Annotated in this window: 18 protein-coding genes; 8 read left to right on the forward strand and 10 right to left on the reverse strand. The window is 70.1% G+C overall.

The genetic code is table 11. The features are described from left to right. Positions 1-95: 95 nt before the first annotated feature. Positions 96-1,004 carry a phosphotransferase family protein gene (locus HNR02_RS08480; protein ID WP_246338525.1) on the reverse strand — a complete coding sequence of 303 codons (909 nt, stop codon included), beginning with the start codon at positions 1,002-1,004 and terminating at the stop codon, positions 96-98. A 165-nt stretch (positions 1,005-1,169) separates the two neighbouring features. Further along, entirely contained in the window at positions 1,170-2,552 is a 1,383-nt protein-coding gene (locus HNR02_RS08485) for a helix-turn-helix domain-containing protein (RefSeq protein ID WP_179772609.1), read from the reverse strand. A gap of 290 nt (positions 2,553-2,842) precedes the next feature. Between HNR02_RS08485 and HNR02_RS08490 the strand changes: the two genes are divergently transcribed. Both HNR02_RS08490 and HNR02_RS08495 read left to right on the forward strand, forming a co-directional pair. Beyond that, positions 2,843-3,169 (forward strand): hypothetical protein, encoded by a 327-nt coding sequence (locus tag HNR02_RS08490; RefSeq protein WP_179772610.1) that lies wholly within the window; start codon positions 2,843-2,845, stop codon positions 3,167-3,169. A gap of 13 nt (positions 3,170-3,182) precedes the next feature. Next, positions 3,183-3,581, forward strand: a complete 399-nt coding sequence (locus tag HNR02_RS08495) for a hypothetical protein (RefSeq protein WP_179772611.1) — start codon at positions 3,183-3,185, stop codon at positions 3,579-3,581. Positions 3,582-3,804: 223 nt separating this feature from the next. Here the strand turns inward: HNR02_RS08495 and HNR02_RS08500 are convergent, their stop codons facing one another. Both HNR02_RS08500 and HNR02_RS08505 read right to left on the reverse strand, forming a co-directional pair. Next, positions 3,805-5,052: an MFS transporter gene (locus HNR02_RS08500; protein WP_179772612.1), complete on the reverse strand. Its 1,248-nt coding sequence runs from the start codon at positions 5,050-5,052 to the stop codon at positions 3,805-3,807. Beyond that, positions 5,049-6,323 (reverse strand): GH1 family beta-glucosidase, encoded by a 1,275-nt coding sequence (locus HNR02_RS08505; RefSeq protein WP_179772613.1) that lies wholly within the window; start codon positions 6,321-6,323, stop codon positions 5,049-5,051. Before HNR02_RS08505 ends, HNR02_RS08500 begins: the two co-directional genes overlap by 4 nt. Before the next feature lie 121 nt (positions 6,324-6,444). On the opposite strand from HNR02_RS08505, the gene HNR02_RS08510 reads away from it, so the two are divergent. Beyond that, positions 6,445-7,068 carry a TetR/AcrR family transcriptional regulator gene (locus HNR02_RS08510; RefSeq protein ID WP_179772614.1) on the forward strand — a complete coding sequence of 208 codons (624 nt, stop codon included), beginning with the start codon at positions 6,445-6,447 and terminating at the stop codon, positions 7,066-7,068. 1 nt (position 7,069) lies between these two features. Here HNR02_RS08510 and HNR02_RS08515 read toward each other — a convergent pair whose 3' ends face one another. After that, on the reverse strand, positions 7,070-7,978 hold the full coding sequence (locus HNR02_RS08515) for an SDR family oxidoreductase (protein ID WP_179772615.1): 909 nt from the start codon (positions 7,976-7,978) through the stop codon (positions 7,070-7,072). Between the two features lie 84 nt (positions 7,979-8,062). Here HNR02_RS08515 and HNR02_RS08520 point away from each other — a divergent pair, with 84 nt between their 5' ends. Further along, positions 8,063-8,632: a TetR/AcrR family transcriptional regulator gene (locus tag HNR02_RS08520; protein WP_179772616.1), complete on the forward strand. Its 570-nt coding sequence runs from the start codon at positions 8,063-8,065 to the stop codon at positions 8,630-8,632. A gap of 32 nt (positions 8,633-8,664) precedes the next feature. Here the strand turns inward: HNR02_RS08520 and HNR02_RS08525 are convergent, their stop codons facing one another. After that, positions 8,665-9,852, reverse strand: a complete 1,188-nt coding sequence (locus HNR02_RS08525; RefSeq protein WP_179772617.1) for an amino acid deaminase/aldolase — start codon at positions 9,850-9,852, stop codon at positions 8,665-8,667. Positions 9,853-9,937: 85 nt separating this feature from the next. Between HNR02_RS08525 and HNR02_RS08530 the strand changes: the two genes are divergently transcribed. Then, positions 9,938-11,245 carry a D-arabinono-1,4-lactone oxidase gene (locus tag HNR02_RS08530; RefSeq protein ID WP_179772618.1) on the forward strand — a complete coding sequence of 436 codons (1,308 nt, stop codon included), beginning with the start codon at positions 9,938-9,940 and terminating at the stop codon, positions 11,243-11,245. On the opposite strand, the gene HNR02_RS08535 is transcribed toward HNR02_RS08530, so the two are convergent. Next, positions 11,242-12,120, reverse strand: coding sequence for a helix-turn-helix transcriptional regulator (locus tag HNR02_RS08535; RefSeq protein WP_179772619.1), 879 nt, complete (start codon positions 12,118-12,120; stop codon positions 11,242-11,244). The two genes, HNR02_RS08530 and HNR02_RS08535, sit on opposite strands and share 4 nt — an antisense overlap. A gap of 158 nt (positions 12,121-12,278) precedes the next feature. Between HNR02_RS08535 and HNR02_RS08540 the strand changes: the two genes are divergently transcribed. Continuing rightward, positions 12,279-12,608 (forward strand): EthD domain-containing protein, encoded by a 330-nt coding sequence (locus HNR02_RS08540; RefSeq protein ID WP_218902728.1) that lies wholly within the window; start codon positions 12,279-12,281, stop codon positions 12,606-12,608. Positions 12,609-12,826: 218 nt separating this feature from the next. On the opposite strand, the gene HNR02_RS08545 is transcribed toward HNR02_RS08540, so the two are convergent. The 3 genes from HNR02_RS08545 to HNR02_RS08555 form a co-directional block, all read right to left on the reverse strand. Further along, positions 12,827-13,477 (reverse strand): SDR family oxidoreductase, encoded by a 651-nt coding sequence (locus tag HNR02_RS08545; protein ID WP_179772621.1) that lies wholly within the window; start codon positions 13,475-13,477, stop codon positions 12,827-12,829. Between the two features lie 21 nt (positions 13,478-13,498). Continuing rightward, on the reverse strand, positions 13,499-14,134 hold the full coding sequence (locus tag HNR02_RS08550) for a hypothetical protein (RefSeq protein ID WP_179772622.1): 636 nt from the start codon (positions 14,132-14,134) through the stop codon (positions 13,499-13,501). A gap of 275 nt (positions 14,135-14,409) precedes the next feature. Then, complete coding sequence (locus HNR02_RS08555) at positions 14,410-16,158, reverse strand: serine/threonine-protein kinase (protein ID WP_179772623.1); 1,749 nt, start codon at positions 16,156-16,158, stop codon at positions 14,410-14,412. 90 nt (positions 16,159-16,248) lie between these two features. On the opposite strand from HNR02_RS08555, the gene HNR02_RS08560 reads away from it, so the two are divergent. Then, complete coding sequence (locus tag HNR02_RS08560) at positions 16,249-17,319, forward strand: HpcH/HpaI aldolase/citrate lyase family protein (protein ID WP_179772624.1); 1,071 nt, start codon at positions 16,249-16,251, stop codon at positions 17,317-17,319. Next, entirely contained in the window at positions 17,316-18,185 is an 870-nt protein-coding gene (locus HNR02_RS08565) for an HpcH/HpaI aldolase/citrate lyase family protein (RefSeq protein WP_179772625.1), read from the forward strand. The genes HNR02_RS08560 and HNR02_RS08565 overlap by 4 nt, the downstream gene beginning before the upstream one ends. Positions 18,186-18,271 lie beyond the last annotated feature (86 nt).

Consider the following 18,271-nt stretch of genomic DNA (forward strand, 5'->3'; position numbering starts at 1 on the left):
TGGGCCGAATTTCCTACGGTCCGCACAGGACTTGGCGCATACGACGAGCGGTCACCAACAGTCGGTAAATGTCCGCCCCGATCCCACTATGTGGACTAGCGGTACCGGGCCCAGCCGGTGTCCGCGCGGCCCGAGCGGAGGTCGCCGAGGCGGCGGCGCAGCTCGCCGCGGACGTGCGGGTGGCTGCGCAGGATCGGCAGGACGCTGGTCACGAGCTTGAGCTCACGGGCGGCCCGCAGCACGGCGAACCCGTCCCAGCGGGTCACGTCGAAGCCGTAGGTGTCGGCGAGCATGCGGTAGCGGCCCGCCGGGTCCCCGAACCGTTCGCGGCCCACGGCCAGCGGCGTGAGGTCCCATTCCGGTGGGCCGACGCAGGCCGAGTCGAAGTCGCACAGCACCGGCCCGTCCGGGCCGACGATCACGTTGCCCGGGTGCGCGTCGCCGTGAACCAGGCACTTCTCCAGCGGGAAGTCCAGTTCGCCGAGCGCCGCCTCGACCTCCGCGCTGCGCCGCAGCAGGAACCGGCGGTCGTCCGGGTCCAGCTCCTCGGCGTCGGCCACCCGCGCCCGGACGTCCGCGAGCGGCGCCCACTCGCCGAGCCCGTCCGGCGCGGGCAGGCTGTGCACCTTGCGCAGGAGCCTGCCCAGGTCGGCGGCCGTCGCGCGGCGCTCACCGGCCGGGACGCGGACCCACGCGGTGACGACGTGCTCGCCGACGTGGATCGGCTGGTCCACGCCCGGCAGGAGGCGGATCGCCGGCACGTCGTGCGCCTCGAAGTAGCGCGCCACCCCGACCACCTTGGACACCCGGTGCCGCAGCGTCCGCGACCCGACGATCCGCATCACCACCGGCGCGCCTGCCAGCTCGTAGACGGCGTTGTTGGTGAAGCGCAGCAGCTGGGCGCCACGGTGGTCCAGACCGAGCAGTGCACACGCCTCGGCGAGCGCGGCGGCCAGTTTCGCCTTGGTGAACCGGCCGTCCAGCTCGTCCGCGACGGTGCGCATACTCCTATCCTGCGTTTCGGAGCGGCGGAGCCGCTTGCTGTGGGCCGTCAACCGGCGCCGCCGCGGGTTTGATCAGCGCGGAGCGCGTCCGTTGAGGGTGGTGGTGGGTGACGGGTGGGAGGGACCGCCACCCGCACCGCCACGCACGCCGCCTTGACATGATCTTCAAGCGGCGAAGAACGAGCTGATGCGCTCGTTGAGGTCGCGGGCATCCGGGTTGTTGCGCCGCTTCGCCGCCTCTTCCTGCATCGGCACCATCCGGTCCTTCACCCGGGCCGACTTGATGCCGTCCGCGGACTCCAGCGCCAAGCGCCCGATGCGCGCGCCGTGGTCGATGTCGCCGTCGATGAGGTGGTTGGTGGCCAGCGCGGCCTGGTTGAACACCTTGCTGCGCTGCATGTCCTCGCCGTAGGCGTCGATCGCCCTGGTCAGCGCCGGGATCGCGAACTGGGTGTGCTTCGTGTCGACGCCACGCGCCAGTACCGTGTGGACGGTGCCGATCATCGCGTAGACGTCGGTCTCGTTGAAGAACTTGACCCAGTCCTCGGCCTCGGCGACGTTGGCGCGGGCGAACTCGTCCTTGGCCAGGCCGAGCAGCTTGAGCGACTGGTCCTCGTTGCCCATCATCGCGTAGGCCCACGCCTGGTTGGCCGCGAGCACGGAGATCGCCAGCTCGGAGCCGGATTCCTGCGCCGCGATCTGTCCCAGCTGGAACAGTTTGAGCGCGTCGTTGGGCGCTTCCTGGTGCAGGTAGACCCGTCCCATCCGGTACAGGATGTTGGCGACCAGGTGGTCGTTGTCACCCTGTTTGGCCAGCTCCAGCGCGTTGGCGAAGTGCCCGCGCGCGGAATCCATCAGTCCACTGTCGAACGACGTCCAACCCGCCAGGCTGTGCAGGTCCGCCAGCGCCACGAACAGGCGCGACCGGACCGGGCTGGCGGCGGAGGAGTCGAGCATCTGCTGTCCCCAGGACAGCTGCGCCACCACGGCGTCGCGGCAGAACCCGCCGCCGTACTGGTAGTCGAGCGCTCGCAGCGCTCTGGTCGCAGCCTCGACCTGGCGCACGTCGGTCATCCCGATGTGGCCGGGTGCCGGCGTCCTCGCGGGGCTCGCCGCCCAGGCCCTGGGCGAGGAACCCAGGATGGCCGCCCCCATCGTGACCTGGGCGGCGTGCGCGAGGAAGTTCCGCCGCTTCACGGACTCGTCCTCCTCAGCCTGCTGCTCGTCGGCGGCGCCGACGACCTGAATCTCGGTGGCCTCGTCGTAGGCGAGGCCCATGTATCCACGGGGGACCCCCAGGCCGTCGGCGATCCGGGCGAGCACGTCGTAGGCCATGACCTGACGACCCTTGAGGATCTCCGAGACCTCCGACTGGGACTGACCGGTGAGAGCGGCGATCTGACGCTGGGAGATGCCCTCCTTGCGCAGGTTCCGGTACACCGCACTGATGTCGCGGCCGGCCAGCGCCTCCCGCATCTCCCGCTTCTCCCAGGCATCCGAGCTGATCGGATGTCCCTGGCGGGCCTCAGTGTCGTCACCGGCGTCCATTGCGCCCCCTCACCGTTTCCGTCGGGCGTCGATTCGCAGCGTAGGCACACCCATTGAACCCTGCGAAACGTCGCCTGGGGAGCCCTGATAGGTCGGGGTGAACTCCGACGACCGTTCACCGGCTCCCCCGGCCCGGTCGCCGCTGTGGCCGCGGTTCGCCTTCTCTTCGGCTCCGGTTCATCGCAATCTGGTTCTCGGGTTCGGCGTGACCGAGCGGATACGCCCCGCGATCACGCAGAGCTACGACGAACACGGACAGCGAGTTCGACCGACAGAGCGGAGAAGACGCGGTGGAGTTCATGAACTCGATCTCGGCACCACGCGCCCAGGTCCACCGGCGTTCCTTCGCCCCCGCCGGTGCCCCGATCGCGAGCCGGTCGGCGATGCCGGCCCCGGACCCTCGTGCCGCGCAGTTGCGTCGCTACGAGGGCGGGCAGCTGGTGTGGCGGGTGCAGTGCGGCGACATGATCAACCGCGACCGCTGCGTCACCGTGCTCGTCCAGGACGACCAGGTGGTCCTCGTCGGACCGCCCGGAGAAACCGCCCGCCTCACCGCGGGCCAGCTCGGCCAGTTGCAGGCGGCGTTGAACGAGGCCGCCAAACTGGCGGAAAGGTGACGGTGAGTTTTCCGTGGATCAGATCCTTGGGCAGGTCCTCCGCAACGCGGTGTGGGAACGCCTCGACATGCTCGCCGACCTCGCCACCAGGGCGGACGCACAGTCCCTCGTCTCGGTGGCCCGGTCGGAACTGCCGCGGCTGACCGAGGGGTGGCGCGCGATGCTGACCGCCCACGAGCCCGACGAGCGTGGTGACTGCCCCACCTGCTCCACCCGGTGGCACCGCTGCAAGGCGCCGTGCTCGGTGTGGCAGGTCGCGCACGAGCACCTCGTCGCCGGCGGGCTGGCACCGCAGCAGGACCTGCGTCGCCCGTCGCGCCGCCGCGCCGGTGTCCCCGCCCAGTCGCGCGGTACAACGCCGGGCGAGTCGACGGGTCGCCACGCGCTGATACCGCAGGTCGCGAACGGCTGACCGTTGGGCGATTAATCTGAAAAACCCGGTCGCAAGACCTAGCGGAACTCCGGTCCCACCGCTATCTTGTTGATCATGGTCTTGACCGCGAAGTTGCAGATCGCACCTTGACCACCCCGAGACTCCGCGGACCGGTGCCGTTGCACTCCCCTCCCCCGACCGGCACCGGCCCGCGGGCCCAAAGCTGAGGGCTTCTCCCACCGGGAGGAGCCCTCAGTCATGTTCAGCGGACGGAGCGGACGCCGAAGATGAGCGCCCCGGCCGCGAGCGTCGCGATCGCGGACGCGGTGAACAGCCCCGGGTAGCCGCCCAGCTCCGCGAGGATCACGGTCGCGGCGAGCGGCGCGATCACCTGCGGCAGCGCGTTGGCGATGTTGATGACGCCCAGGTCCTTCGCCCGGTCCTGCGCGGCGGGCAGCACCTCGGTCAGGATGGCCAGCGCGACCGCCCAGTAGGCGCCGAACCCGATGCCGAGCAGCGGGGACGCCGCGAGCGCCGCGGGCCAGGTCTGCCACAGCACCAGCACGACCGCCGCCGCGGCCATCACCACCACCGCGCCGAGTACGAACGGCTTGCGGCGGCCGGTCCGGTCGGACAGCGGCCCGACCACGAGCCCGCCGATCACCAGCGCGACCCCGTAGAGCCCCATCATGATCAGCAGCCCGGTGTCCGGATCCGGGTAGTGCACCGAATCCTTGAGGAAGAACAGCAGGAAGAACGTGCCGAGCGAGTTGCCGAGGTTGATCAGGAAGTGGCAGCCCCACGCCCACGCGAAATCCGGGTGCCGCCGCGGTGACACCCACAACTCGGCCAGCGCGGTCCGCCACTTCACCGCTGGGCTCCCGGCGCCACCGGCCGTGACATCCCTGGTGCGCAGGACGAACGCGAGCGCACCGGCGATCACGACCACCGCGCAGGCCAGGTACCCGCCGGGCAGGCTGGTCACCAGCACCGTCACCACCACGGCGCCGAGCACCGTGCCCAGCATCTGGCTGATGCCGACCAGCCCGCCGATCCGCGCCCGCTGGTCGACCGGAACCCGGTCCGGCACGGCGGAGGTGAGCGTCGCGAGCATGCCGCCGAGCCCGGCCTGCACCAGGCACCAGCCGGCGACCATCACCACCACGTTCGGCGCCAGCGCCAGTACCACCAGCCCGAGCGCGCCGCACAGCGCACCGGCCAGCGTCCACGGGTGCCTGCGGCCGAACCGGGACCGCGTCCGGTCCGACGCCAGCCCGACCAGCGGATTGGTGAGCAGGGCGACCACCGCGCCGACGCCGGTGACGATGCCGAACACCAGCTCCTTGTTCGCGGAGTCCAGGTGCTCGGCCTGTTCGGGCAGCAGCACCTGGATCGGGGCGTAGATCCCCAGCCACAGCCCGATGTTCGCGCCGAAGAGCAGGCTGATCCAGCCCGCCCGCACGGGGACGGTCGGCTCGGTGAGCGATCCGCCGGTCCGCGTCTCCGTCATGAGCGCACCAGCTTCCGGTACCAGGCGAAGGAGTCCTTCGGTGTGCGGCGCAGTGTTTCGTAGTCCACGTGCACGAGACCGAACCGGGGCGCGTATCCCTTCGACCATTCGAAATTGTCCAGCAACGACCAAACGAAATACCCGCGGACTTCAACTCCCGCCGTTATCGCGGAGTGCGCGGACCGGACGTGCGCTTCCAGGAAGTCGATGCGTTCGGTGTCGTGGATGCCGTCGAAGCTCGCGCCGTTCTCGGTGATGTGGACCGGCGGCAGCTTCTCGCCGTACCGGTCGCGCAGGCCGACGAGCAGGTCGTACAGTGCGCCGGGCACGATCGCCGAGTCGTTGGTGGTGCGCGGGAAACCCTCGATCGGGCGAAGTTCGAAGGGCAGCGGATTCCCGTCGCCGGGCGCCGCCGCGCCCTGCGGCTCGTAATAGTTCACGCCGTAGAAATCCAGCGGTTGCGCGATGATCTCCAGGTCACCGGCATGTCCGGCGGGAAGGTGGGGCGTGATTTCCGGCGGATAACTCCCGAGTAGCACCGGGTCGGAAAACGTCCGGTTCAACAATGCGTCCAGGTGGCGGGCGGCGTCGAGATCGGCTTGATCGTTTGATCTGGGCCAAACTGGACAATGATGGTTGGCGGTGCCGATGTTCGACGCACCCGCGGCTCGCAGCGCCTGGGTCGCGAGGCCGTGTGCGAGGTGTTGGTGGTGTGCGGTGGGGAGCGCGTCCAGCAGGAGTGTCCTGCCCGGCGCGTATTCGCCGATCGCGTATCCGTAGACCGTCGTGACCATTGGTTCGTTGAGGGGGATCCACATCCGCACGCGATCAGCGAAGTGCTCGCCGAGAACCGAGGCGTACTCGGCGAAGCGGTACGCGATGTCCCGGTCCAGCCAGCCGCCCGCGTCCTCCAGCGGCTGCGGGGTGTCCCAGTGGTAGAGCGTCGCGACCGGCGCGATGCCCGCTTCGCACAGCGCGTCCAGCAACCGGTCGTAGAACGCCAGTCCACGCGGGTTGGGCGCACCGGACCCCGTCGGCTGGATCCGCGGCCAGGCGAAGGAGAAGCGGTAGGCGCCGACGCCGAGTCCGGTCAGCAGCGCGACGTCCTCCGGCCAGCGGTGGTAGTGGTCGCAGGCGACGTCGGCCTGCCCGGGCGCGAAGGTGTCCCAGGTGGACGGTCCGCGTCCGTCTTCGCCGGTGGCGCCCTCGATCTGGAAGGCCGAGGTCGACACGCCCCACAGGAAGCCGGGCGGGAAGGTGAGGTCATCCACGGGCGCCGTCCTTTCGTCCGGGCCAATGTGAAAATTTCTCAAATGCTAGCCCTTCCCCTCGACGGAGGGAAGCGGTCCGGCGCGCTAAAGTCCCTGTTCAGAGCACCAGAAGGAGCACGACGTGTCGGAGACCCAGGCGAGCACCCCGCTTCGCCGGCAGCCCGTACAGCAGCGCAGCGCGAAGCGGGTCGAGCAGATGCTCGACGCCAGCGCCGAGCTGATCGACGAGGTCGGCTACGACGCGTTGACCACCACGCTGATCGCGAAACGCGCCGGGGTCGCCGTCGGGTCGCTCTACCAGTTCTTCCCCGACAAACGGGCCGTCGTGCGTGCGCTGACGCAGCGCAACCTCGACCGGTTCGTGCACGCGGTGAGCGAACGGCTCAGCCGCGAGGACCCCGGCCACTGGTGGGCCGTTGTCGACTCGGTGCTGGACATCTACCTGGAGATGCACCGGACCGTGCCGGGCTTTTCCAAGGTGCACTTCGGGGACGTGGTGGACCGCCAGCTGCTCGACAACGGCCGGGACAACAACCGGGTCATCGCCGATTCGCTGGCCGATCTGGTGGGCCGCTACATCGACCTGAACACGCCGCGCCTGACGCTGGCGATGACGGTCGCGATCGAGGCCGCCGACGGGTTGCTCAAGCTGGCCTTCCACCGCGACCCGCAGGGCGACGCCGAAATCGTCGGCGAGACCAAGCACCTCATCAAGGGGTACCTGGCCTCGCGCCTCGGGGAATGACTCAGGCCGTCTCGAAGTAGTGCCCATCGTCCAGGTCCGCGAGCAGGCCGGGCCGCTCCGGCTTCCAGTCCAGCAGCTGCTGGGTGCGGACACCGGACGCCGGGTTGTCCATTCCGGCGAATCGCACCAGGAAGCCGAAGTGTGCCGCGGCCTGCTCCTGTGGGACGGACTGCACCGGAACATCCAGGTGGCGCCCGATGACCTCGGCGATCTCCCGCAACGGCACGCCCTCATCGCCCACGGCGTGCAGCCGTGATCCGGCCGGGGCCTTCTCCAGGGCCAGACGGTAGAGGCGCGCGGCGTCCACGGTGTGGACGGCGGGCCAGCGGTTGGCGCCGTCACCGAGGTAGCCGGACCGGCCCGCCTTGCGCGCGGACGCGATCAGGGTCGGGACGAACCCGTGCTTGTCCGCCGGGCCGTGCACGCTCGGCGGGAGCCGCACGACCGACGACCGGATCCCGCGGTCGGCGAACCCGATGACCTCGTTTTCCGAGTCGATCCGGTAGCCGCCGGGGACCACATCCTCCTCGGTGGCGGTGCGGTCCAATCCGAGCGCGACGAGGATCCCCGTCCCGGACGTCACAACGAGCGGTTTGCCCGTGCCGTCGAGCGCGTCGCCGAACGCGCGCACGACGGCCAGGTCCGTGTCACCGGCGGACGCCAGGTCACCGGCGACCATGGCCTCGTGGTCGAAGGCGAGGTGGACGACGCCGTCCGACTCGGCCGCGGCCTCCCGGAGAACGTCGAGGTCCCGCAGGTCGCCCCGGCGTACCCCGGCGCCGGCGGTGGTCAGTTTGGCGGCCGAGGCGTCGGACCTGGCCAGGCCGACGACCTCGTGACCGGCCGCCAGCAGCTCGGGAACGAGCGCCGAACCCACGTGTCCGGACGCTCCGGTGACGAAAACTCTCATGGAATCCTCCCGGGTCAGTGATGTCACCTAGTGCCATCAACGTAGCACCTCACGACACCTGGTGTCATCAACTAGACTGAGTGGATGGGCCGTTGGGAGCCGAACGCGCGCGAGCGGCTGTCGCGCGCCGCTCTGGAGCTGTTCACCGAGCACGGGTACGACAGCACCACGGTCGCGGAGATCGCGGAACGGGCCGGGCTGACGAAGCGCACCTTCTTCCGGTACTTCGCCGACAAGCGCGAAGTCCTGTTCGCCGGCCAGGACGGACTGAGCCGGATCATCGCCGAAAAGATCATCGGCGCGGACGGATCAGCATCACCGCTCGAAGCGATCGGCGCGGGACTGGAGGGCCTCGACGTGATCTTTGCCGACGAACGGCGGCAATGGGCGCGACAGCGTCACGACGTCATCACCGGCAACGACGAGCTACGCGAACGTGAACTGCTCAAGAGCGCGGCCATCGCCACTGCCCTGGCCGCGGCACTCCGCGAACGCGGTGTCCCTGACCTCACCGCGGAACTGGCCGCCGAGGCCGGGAACCTCGCGTTCCGGACCAGCTTCACACGGTGGATCGAGCCGTCCCACGAGCAGGGATTCGCCGAAGTCGTCCGGCAGACGATCAAGGAGCTGCAGGCGGCGGTCACGCACATCTGAGTTGTCCACAGGCTTGTGGACATGTGGACGGCTCAGCCGAAGTTCTGCCCTTCGCCCCGGTAGGTGGGGACGGTGCGCTCCACCCTGCCGTCGATCACGACGTGGTAGTCGGTGAACCGCTCGGCGAGTTCGCCCGCCTTGGCGTGACGCATCCACACCCGGTCACCGATCCGCAGGTCACGGGCTGCTTTCCCGGTCACCGGCGTCTGCACCTCACCCGCTCCTTCGAAGGGCAGCAGACGCAGGCCCGCTGGCAGGTGCGGGGACGGCAGGCGGGAACCGGAAGCGGGCCCGGAGGCGATGTACCCGCCCGAGTAGAGCGTCGCGATGGCGCGCGCCGGCTTGTGGACAACCGGCAACGCGAACAGCACCGCGGGCCGGGGACGGAAGCGTGAGTACCCGTCGAACAACGTCGAGCCGATGAGGCCGGATCCGGCAGCGACCTCGGTGACCACCTGTTCGGCGCCGGTCAGTTCGATGCTGCCGCTGCCGCCGCCGTTGACGAACTCCAGGTCGGCGACCTCCCGCACGGCGGCGACGGCTTCCGCGCGCCGCCGCGACAGCTCGGCCGACGAGCGGCGCTGCATCCAGCTCACGACGACGTCGTTGAGACGGCTCCCGGTGGCGTCGCCCATACCGGCGACCTGTCCCTCGTAGGCCATCATCCCGGCCAGGCGGAAACCCGGGCGCGCGACGATCTGCCGCGCCAGCGCCGCGGCCTGCTTCGCGGTGAAGACCGGTGATCGGCGGGTGCCGACGTGCAGGAACGGGAGCGGCCGCCACGACGCGTCGAGTTCGAGGCACACCCGGATCTCCGGATGGTCGTGGCCGAGCGCGGCGTCGACGAGGTCGAGGTGCTCGGCCGAGTCGACCATGATCGTGACCGTGGAGCGCGCCCTGGCGTCGGCCGCGAGGGCACGCAGTGCGCCGAAGTCGGCCGTCGGGTAGGCGACCAGGATGTCGTCGCTGGTGCCGAGTCCGGAATGCCACAGCGCCTCGGCCAGCGAGTAGCACATCAGCCCGGCGAACCCGGGCGCCGCGAGCGCGCGCTCGATCAGGAAACGGCAGCGCACGGACTTGCTGACCAGCCGGATCGGCGTCCCGTCCGCGCGGCGGGCGAGGTCGGCGGCGTTGGCGTCGAACGCGGCCAGGTCGACCACGGCGAGGGGCGGATCGAGATCCTTCGTCGCCGAGTCGTACGTGGTCGCGGTCGTCGTCATGCTAGGACGGTACGTCAGACCGACTTGAAACGCGAATACCTTTCACTTAACGTTTCGTCACTCGAACCGAACGGGTGAGCACGACATGAGCCGGTGGCAGAACTGGGCGAGGACCGCGAGCGCGGACCCGCAGCGCATCCACACCCCGCGCAGCACAGCCGAAATCTCGGAAGTCGTCACGGACGTGGCGGTCAACGGGCGCCGCGTCCGCGCGTGGGGCAGCGGGCACTCGTTCACGCCCATCGCGGTCGCCGACTCCGACGCGATCGACCTGACCGGGTGGACCGGGATCGCCGCCGTCGACGCCGCGAACCACCGCGTCACCGTGCGGTCCGGCACGACGATCCGTCAGCTCAACGCCGAACTCGACGGGCTCGGGCTGGCGATGACGAACCTCGGGGACATCGACGCCCAGACCGTCGCGGGCGCCATCTCGACCGGCACGCACGGGACCGGCGCCCGGCTCGGCGGGCTGGCCACGCAGATCGTCCAGCTGGAACTGGTACTGGCGGACGGCTCGGTCGTGACGTGCTCGGCCGACCGGCAGCCGGACCTGTTCGCGGCCGCGCGCGTCGGCCTCGGCGCGCTCGGCGTGATCACGCACGTGACCCTGCAGTGCGAACCGGCGTTCGCGCTCGCCGCGCAGGAACGGCCCGAGCCGCTGGAACAGGTGCTGGAGGGCTTCGACACCTTCGCCGCCGAGAACGACCACTTCGAGTTCTACTGGTTCCCGTACGGGAAGAACGCGCTGGTCAAGCGCAACAACCGGATGCCAGCGGGCGAGGCGAAGCGGCCGTTGAGCCGGGCCCGCGAGTTCCTCGACTACGAAATCATGGAGAACGTCGCGTTCGGCACGCTGTGCCGCATCGGCCGCGCCGTGCCGCGATTCGCGCAGCCGCTCGGCCGGTTCGCGTCGTCGGTGTTGTCCGCGCGCGAATACTCGGACACCTCGCACCGGGTGTTCGTGACGCACCGCGGGGTGCGGTTCGTGGAGTCGGAGTACGCGGTCCCCCGTGACTCACTGCACGACGTCCTGCGCGAGCTGCGGGCGCTGGTGCCCCGGCTGGAGAACCCGGTGACCTTCCCGGTGGAGGTCCGGGTCGCCGCCGCGGACGATATCTGGCTGTCCACAGCGAATGGCCGAGACTCCGCGTACGTGGCGATCCACCAGTTCACCGGCATGCCCTACCGCGAGTACTTCGCGGGTTTCGAATCGATCACCTCGGCCGTCGGCGGACGCCCGCACTGGGGCAAGATGCACACGCTGGACGCCTCGGCGCTGCGCGAGCGCTACCCGCACTTCGACGACTTCGTGGAACAGGCGCGGCGCTGCGATCCCACCGGGGTGTTCCGCAACTCCTACCTCGACCGCGTGCTGGGCCCGCTCGGTTAGGCCCGGAGGCGCAGCTGGCGGACCATCGCCGGACCATCGATGGCGCCGCGGGCGATCCGGGCGGCCAGCTCTTCGAGCCGTTCCAGGGTCGTGCGGTCGTCCGGCTGGTACACGACGACACGGGTGCGCGGGTTTTCCTGCAGCAGCATCGTGGTGAGCCGCAGGAACAGGGTGCCGACGTGCAGCGACCGGATGCGCTTCACCCGAGGTTCGGTGGACACCTCTGCCCGGTCCCACAGGCGCACGAACAGCGGTGACTCCTCGCGGAGCCGGCCCAGCAGCGGCTCCCACGCCGGATCTGTGATCGATTCGCCGTAGTACGCGCGCAATTTGGCCACCACGGCAGCGCACTCCTGCTCGTGGTCGGCGTGTCCGGCGATCCAGTCCGGGTGCGTGAAGTGCAGGTAGGCGCAATTGCGGTCGGCTATCGGCAGCGCCTCCAGGTCGTCGATCAGGAACCGGAACGACGCGTTGTACGCCACGGGCTCGAACCAGGGGTTCATCACCACCGCCGGGTGCGGGGAAAGACTGTCCAGCAACGCTCGCACTTCGCCGCTGACCCGTTCGCAACTCGCAGCTTGTTCCGCGCCCGGATGTCCGCCGAGGAGGAACAGGTGCCGGCGTTCGCCGGTCGAGAGCCGCAACGCGTCCGCGATCGCCGCGAGCACCTCGACACTCGGCCGCACGTCGCGTCCTTGTTCGAGCCACGCATACCAGGTCGACCCGACGTTGGCGAGAACCGCGACTTCCTCGCGGCGCAGGCCCGTGACCCGGCGCCGGCCACCACCACGGGGCAGTCCCACGTCCTCGGGGGAGAGCCGGTCGCGCCGCGCGCGCAGGTAGGCGCCCAGCTCGCGAGAACGTGGATTGGACATGGTACCGATCGTCCCACGGTGAGCCGGGGTGAACGTGGTGGTGCGGCCACCAGCGTCACGGCGCTCTGGGTCGTGGCGCGCAGGCCCTCCAGTGTGGATGCTTCCGGGAACCCGATGCGTTCCCCGCCATTCACCGGGAAGGATCATCCTTGATCAAAATGGTCATCACGCTGAAGCGACGCCAGGGCATGACCCACGAGGAGTTCAAGCACTACCAGCAGACCATCCACCGGCCACTGCTCATGTCGATCCCCGAATCGGATCGATACCTCCGCCGGTTCGTGGTCTCCTACCCCGTTCCAGCGCCCCGATACCCCGAACCCGACTACGATTCGGTGGTCGAGGCCTGGTTCGACACCATGGCCGACCTCGAATCCCTGTATTTCAGTGACAACTTCCGACAGATCGTCGACCCGGACCACGCGAACTTCATCGACCTGTCGGCGTTCGGGCGGATCATCTGCGAAGAGGTCGTGGGCGCAGGCTGAACTGGGGGGAATCGCGGGAGGAGGCAGGCGGCCGCCGTGGGGACCGGTGTCCGGCAGGTTCGTGTCGGGCGTGCCAGGTTCTGGACGGGTGACCGATTCCACCTGCATACCGCCGGACCCGCCGTGCGCGACGTCCTTCATGGACAGTTCGTCGAGATCACCGGTGATCGCGGCCGAACCGATCGTGCCGGCCACACTGACCACGAGCTTTCGTCGGTCTACAAGCGAGTGACCGACTCCTCGACCGGGGTGTTGCCCGCCACCAGTTCGAGCGTGCGGCGGAACGCGCGCGGCTCTTCGAAGAGCGCGACCAGCACGGCGGCGACGTCCTCACGCGGGATCTCGCCGTAGTCGACGCTCTCGGCCAGGTGGACTTCGCCGGTGGCGGGCTCGTCGGTCAGGCGACCGGGGCGCAGGATGGTCCAGTCCAGGTCGCGGGCGCGCAGGTCGTCCTCGGCGGCCTTCTTCGCCCGCAGGTACGTCGCGAACACCTCGTCGGTGCCGGGGCGGTCGGCGCGGTCGACACCCATCGAGCCGATCTGGACGTGCCTGCGGACACCGGCCCGCTCGGCGGCGTCGGCGAAGAGGCGGGCCGCGCCGAGGTCGACGGTCTCCTTGCGGGCCGCGCCGCTGCCGGGGCCTGCTCCCGCCGCGAACACCGCGACATCCGCGCCACGCAGCACCTCGGTGACCTCGTCGACCGGCGCGGACTCCAGGTCGAGCACGACCGGCTCGGCGCTGAGGTCGCGCAGGGCGGCGGCCTGGTCGGCGTTGCGGATGATGCCGACGGCCTCGTCACCGGTGCTCGCCAGCAGGCGCTCCAGGTGACGGGCGATCTTGCCGTGTCCTCCCGCGATCACAACTCGCATGGGACCCACCCTAGGCGCGCCTCAGGCCACCGGCAGATCGTAGGAGGCGAGGAGCTGTTCGTAGACCTGCTCGTTGACCCAGCGGGAGACGGCGTCCTCGGGCAGGAGGATGCGCTCGCGGCGGACGTCGACGTCCAGGTCGACCCGGGCGTCCTCGTCGGCGGTGACCACGGCGACGCCGTAGGAGCGGGCGCGCGGCAGGCAGTTGTCGAGGTAGTCGCGGCTGAGCACGGCCGAGGTCGGCAGCACCACGGCCGCGTCGCCGTAGCGGCTGAACGGGACGGCGGAGGCCATCGCGGTGCGCCAGTGGCGGGCGACGGACAGGACGCCGACGATCTCGGCGGCCGGGGCGGGGGCCGTCGGGGCGAACTCGGGCCACGTCCAGGTGGCGACGGTCGCCCGGTCGGTCACCGGGCCGACGCCCATCGCGATGCGCTCGGCATGGGTGTCGGTGCGCAGCCGCGCCACGACGCACACACGGCGGCCGAGCATCCGCACCTCGGGCAGGACGACGCCGTGCCAGCCCAGCTGGGCGGCGGCGTCGCGGGCCAGCTGGCTGACGCTGGCGGGAAGTTCGATGGGCGGCACCACACGGGTGGGGAACGATCGTCCGCCGGTCACCACCGAGTTTCCGGTGTGCCCTGGTGTAACCGCCACGATCCGCCTCCTCTTACCGCTGGTTCCCTACCCGCACCTCGTGAAAGGAGGCACATGAAAGAGGTACCAGGGGCCGGGCGGTTGATCGGTGGACAATGGGAGCGCCTGCGATCGGCGGCGCTCAACGGTCGGTGACCGGTCGATGAGCGGCATCGGGACTTCAGCCCGACACTGCTTCCGAATGGGTGACGAACCGTTGAGCGGTGTCGCTCCGCGCCCCAGAGTACCGCCGAACGGAGCAATTTTTTCACATTCCACTGTGGACAACGTGGCGATCACGGTAGAAGTTCCCGCCCCGCCACGGACATCAGATCGTCGATCTCGTCGTAGGGAACCACGACCTCCCGGTAGCCGCACGCCATCGGGTAGTTCCGCGCATCGGTCGCAAGGCCGAAGACGACGCCGTCGGCCCGGAAACCCAGCTGCAGCGCGGGCACGTCGAGGATTCCCCAGGGTTGCAGGTCCGACGGCGCGAGCGGGGTGCGCTCGCCGCCGAACGGTTCGCCGCCGTCGCAGTAGCCGCCGGGCGACCGTGCCAGGATCCGCGATTCGAGCACACTCATCGCGTTCTGGTCGTCGGCGACGCCCTCGAAGACGTCGGCCGCGGTGACCATGTCACCGGTCGTCAAATCGACGGTGAGCAGCATCGTGGTGTAGCCGCCGTGGTTGCCGAACTGGCTCGACTCGACCATGAGGTCGTAGCGGACCGAGACCAGCCGCTCGTCCTGGCGGTTGATCGTGGCGTCGTTGGTGACGACCGGGTCCTCCGTCGAGTTGAGCAGCCCGGCGCGCACATAGTCGGTGAAGTCGTCGAGTGGCTTCGCGAGGGCGGCGTTGACCTTTTCCTGCAGGGCCGGATCGCTCAAGCCGCTCGCGTGCGCGTAGCGGGCGTCGACGTGGAAGCCGTCCGCGGCTTCGGTGCGGGTCAGCAGGCTCACCTGCACCGCTTCTTGTTCGGCAGTCGGTGCGGCGCCCACCGGGGGCGTCGCACCGCCGTCGCCGATCACCGCGATGGTGCCGACCACCGCGCCGACGCCGACGGCGACGGCGACCAGTGCGGCGCCGATCTTCGCGCCCACGCTCAGGCCGGTACCGGCCGCCGCGAGTCCGCCCGCGGCTCCCGGCGCGGCCGCCGTTCCCGCGCCGAACAGCGCCAACGGGGACAACGCCAGCAGTGCTCCGGCGCGCTGGGCGAGCCGGCCCCGGCCGCGCTCCTCCCAGTCCGGCCCGTACCCGGCGACCGCCGCGGTCTCCAGCTCGGCGACGAACTCGGCGGCGGCCGACGGGCGCGCGGCGGCGTCCTTCGCCATGCCCCGTGCGACGAGACGGCGGACCGGTTCGGGCAGCATGTCGACCGGGACCGGCGCGTTCTCGTGCAGGTCCCGCAGGTCGTCCGCGGTCGCGCCCTCGAAGGGGCGACGCCCGGTGACGCTCTGGAAGAACACGCAGGTCGCCGCGTACACGTCGGTCGCCGAGGTCGCCGGCGCGCCGTGCCACTGCTCGGGCGCCATGTACGCCGGGGTCCCGACCGGCAGCCCGGCGGTCCCGGCCAGCACGGCAATGCCGAAGTCGACGAGCTTGCTCTCCCTGCCGGGACCGACCAGCACGTTCTCCGGTTTGTAGTCACGGTGCACGACACCGGCCCGGTGCGCGTGGGCGAGCCCCAGCAGCGATCCCTTGAGCACGGCCAGCGCCGCTTCGGGCGGCAGCACGCCGTCGCGGCGGAGCACCTCACGAAGTGGGACGCCGGGAATGGCCTCCATCACAATCGCCACCCCACGCGGGCCCTCGTGAAACTCGTACAGCCGGGTGACGTGCGGGCTGTCCACGCGGCTCAGAAACTCGGCCTCGCGCCGGAACGCGGCCAGCCGCGCCGGGTCGCCCAGGTAGCGCGTGAACAGGTACTTGATCGCCACGAGCGTCCCGGACGGCTCGTGCCGGGCCAGCACGACCGCACCGAACCCGCCCTCACCCAGCAGGTGCAGTTCGGTGTAGCCCGGTACCTCCCAGTCACGCGTTCCCACGCCACTCCGAGGTGAGTTTCGCCGCAGCGGTTCCCTCGATTCGTGGTTAGGGTTACTCGCTGGTCACACCGGACGTGCCAAGGAGGACCGATGCGCTCGCCGAAGGACTTCTTCGCGCCCCTCGCCGTGGGGGCGCCGGATCCCGTCCGGGAAATCCCGCCGCTGCCCTCGCGGATGATCCACTTCTTCGATCCGTCCAACGAGAAGATGGCCGCGAAGGTCCCCGACCTGGCGAAGAAGGTCGACGTCCTGCTCGGCAACCTCGAGGATGCGGTGCGCGCGGACCGCAAGGAGGCCGCGCGCCGGGGTCTGGTGGAGATCGCGAGGTCCACCGATTTCGGTTCGACGCAGCTGTGGACGCGGATCAACAGCCTCGACTCGCCGTGGGTGCTGGACGATCTGCTCACGCTGGTCACGGAGATCGGCGACAAGCTCGACGTGATCATGGTGCCGAAGGTCGAGGGCGCGCAGGACATCCACTACGTCGACCGGCTGCTCGCGCAGCTGGAGGCGCGGGCCGGCCTGACGCGGCCGCTGCTGGTGCACGCGATCCTGGAGACCGCCAGCGGTGTCGCGAACGTCGAGGAGATCGCCGGGGCCAGCCCGCGGATGCAGGGCATCTCGCTCGGCCCGGCGGACCTCGCCGCGAGCCGCCGCATGAAGACGACGCGCGTCGGCGGCGGGCACCCCGGTTACCTGGTGCGCACCGATCCGGTCGGCGATGACCTGAACGAGGGGCGCACGACCTACCAGCAGGACCTGTGGCACTACACGGTCGCGCGGATGGTCGACGCGTGCGCGATGCACGGCATCCTGCCCTACTACGGGCCGTTCGGGGACATCCGCGACGTGGTGGCCTGCGAGGACCAGTTCCGCAACGCGTTCCTGCTCGGCTGCGTCGGGACGTGGACGCTGCACCCGGTCCAGGTCGACATCGCGCGGCGGGTGTTCTCGCCGGAGCCTTCGGACGTGGCGTGGGCGCGGAAGGTGATCGCCGCGATGGGCGACGGCACCGGCGCGGTCATGATCGACGGGAAGATGCAGGACGACGCCTCGGTCAAGCAGTGCCGGGTGGTGGCGGAGCTGGCGGACCGGCTGGCGGAGCGCGACCCGGAGCTGAAACAGGCGTACGACGAGGCGACGGAGGAAGCGCTGGCATGAGTGAGGTCAAGCCACGACGATCGGTGCTGTACATGCCCGGCGCGAACGAGCGGGCGCTGGAGAAGGCGAAGACGTTGCCCGCGGACGCGCTGATCCTGGACCTGGAGGACGCGGTCGCTCCCGACGCGAAGGAGGCGGCGCGGGAGCGGGTGTGCGCGGCGGCCGCTTCGGGTGCCTATGGCGACCGCGAAGTCACCATCCGGGTCAACGGACTGGACACCGAGTGGCACGACGCGGACCTGCGGGCGGCGGCCCAGGCCGGCCCGGCCGCGGTGGTGGTGCCGAAGGTCGACTCGGCGACCGACGTGCACAACATCGAACGCGCACTGGAACTCGGCGGCGCGCCCGAGAAGACAAAGATCTGGGCGATGGTCGAGACCCCCGTCGCGATGCTGCACGCGGAGGAGATCGCGGCGGCGAGCGAGCGCCTGACGGTGCTCGTGATGGGCACGAACGACCTGGCGAAGGAGTTGCACGCCGAGTTCGTCCCCGGCCGCGCCCCGCTGCTCGGCGGACTGTCGTTGTGCCTGCTCGCCGCGCGGGCCACGGGCAAGGTCATCCTGGACGGCGTCTACAACGACGTGCAGGATCTGGCCGGCTTCGAGGCGGAATGCCGTCAGGGACGGGAATTCGGGTTCGACGGCAAGACGTTGATCCACCCCGGACAGATCGAACCGTGCAACCGCGCGTTCGCCCCGTCCGAGGGCGAGGTGGCGCAGGCTCGGAAGATCATCGGTGCGTTCGAGGAAGCCAAGGCCGCGGGACGCGGTGTGGTGACGGTGGACGGGCGGATGATCGAGAACCTGCACGTGGACAACGCGCGGCGGATCCTGGCCCTGGCGGACGCGATCGCGGGACGACGCTAGTCCTCTTTGGACTCGAACAGACCGGCGGCCCGGCACGAAACGGGACCCACCTCTCGGTCATCCAGCTGGTTTCAGGGCAGTTCGCT

Origin of the sequence: Amycolatopsis endophytica (assembly GCF_013410405.1) — a bacterium.
In the GTDB taxonomy this organism is placed as follows: Bacteria; Actinomycetota; Actinomycetes; order Mycobacteriales; family Pseudonocardiaceae; genus Amycolatopsis_E; species Amycolatopsis_E endophytica.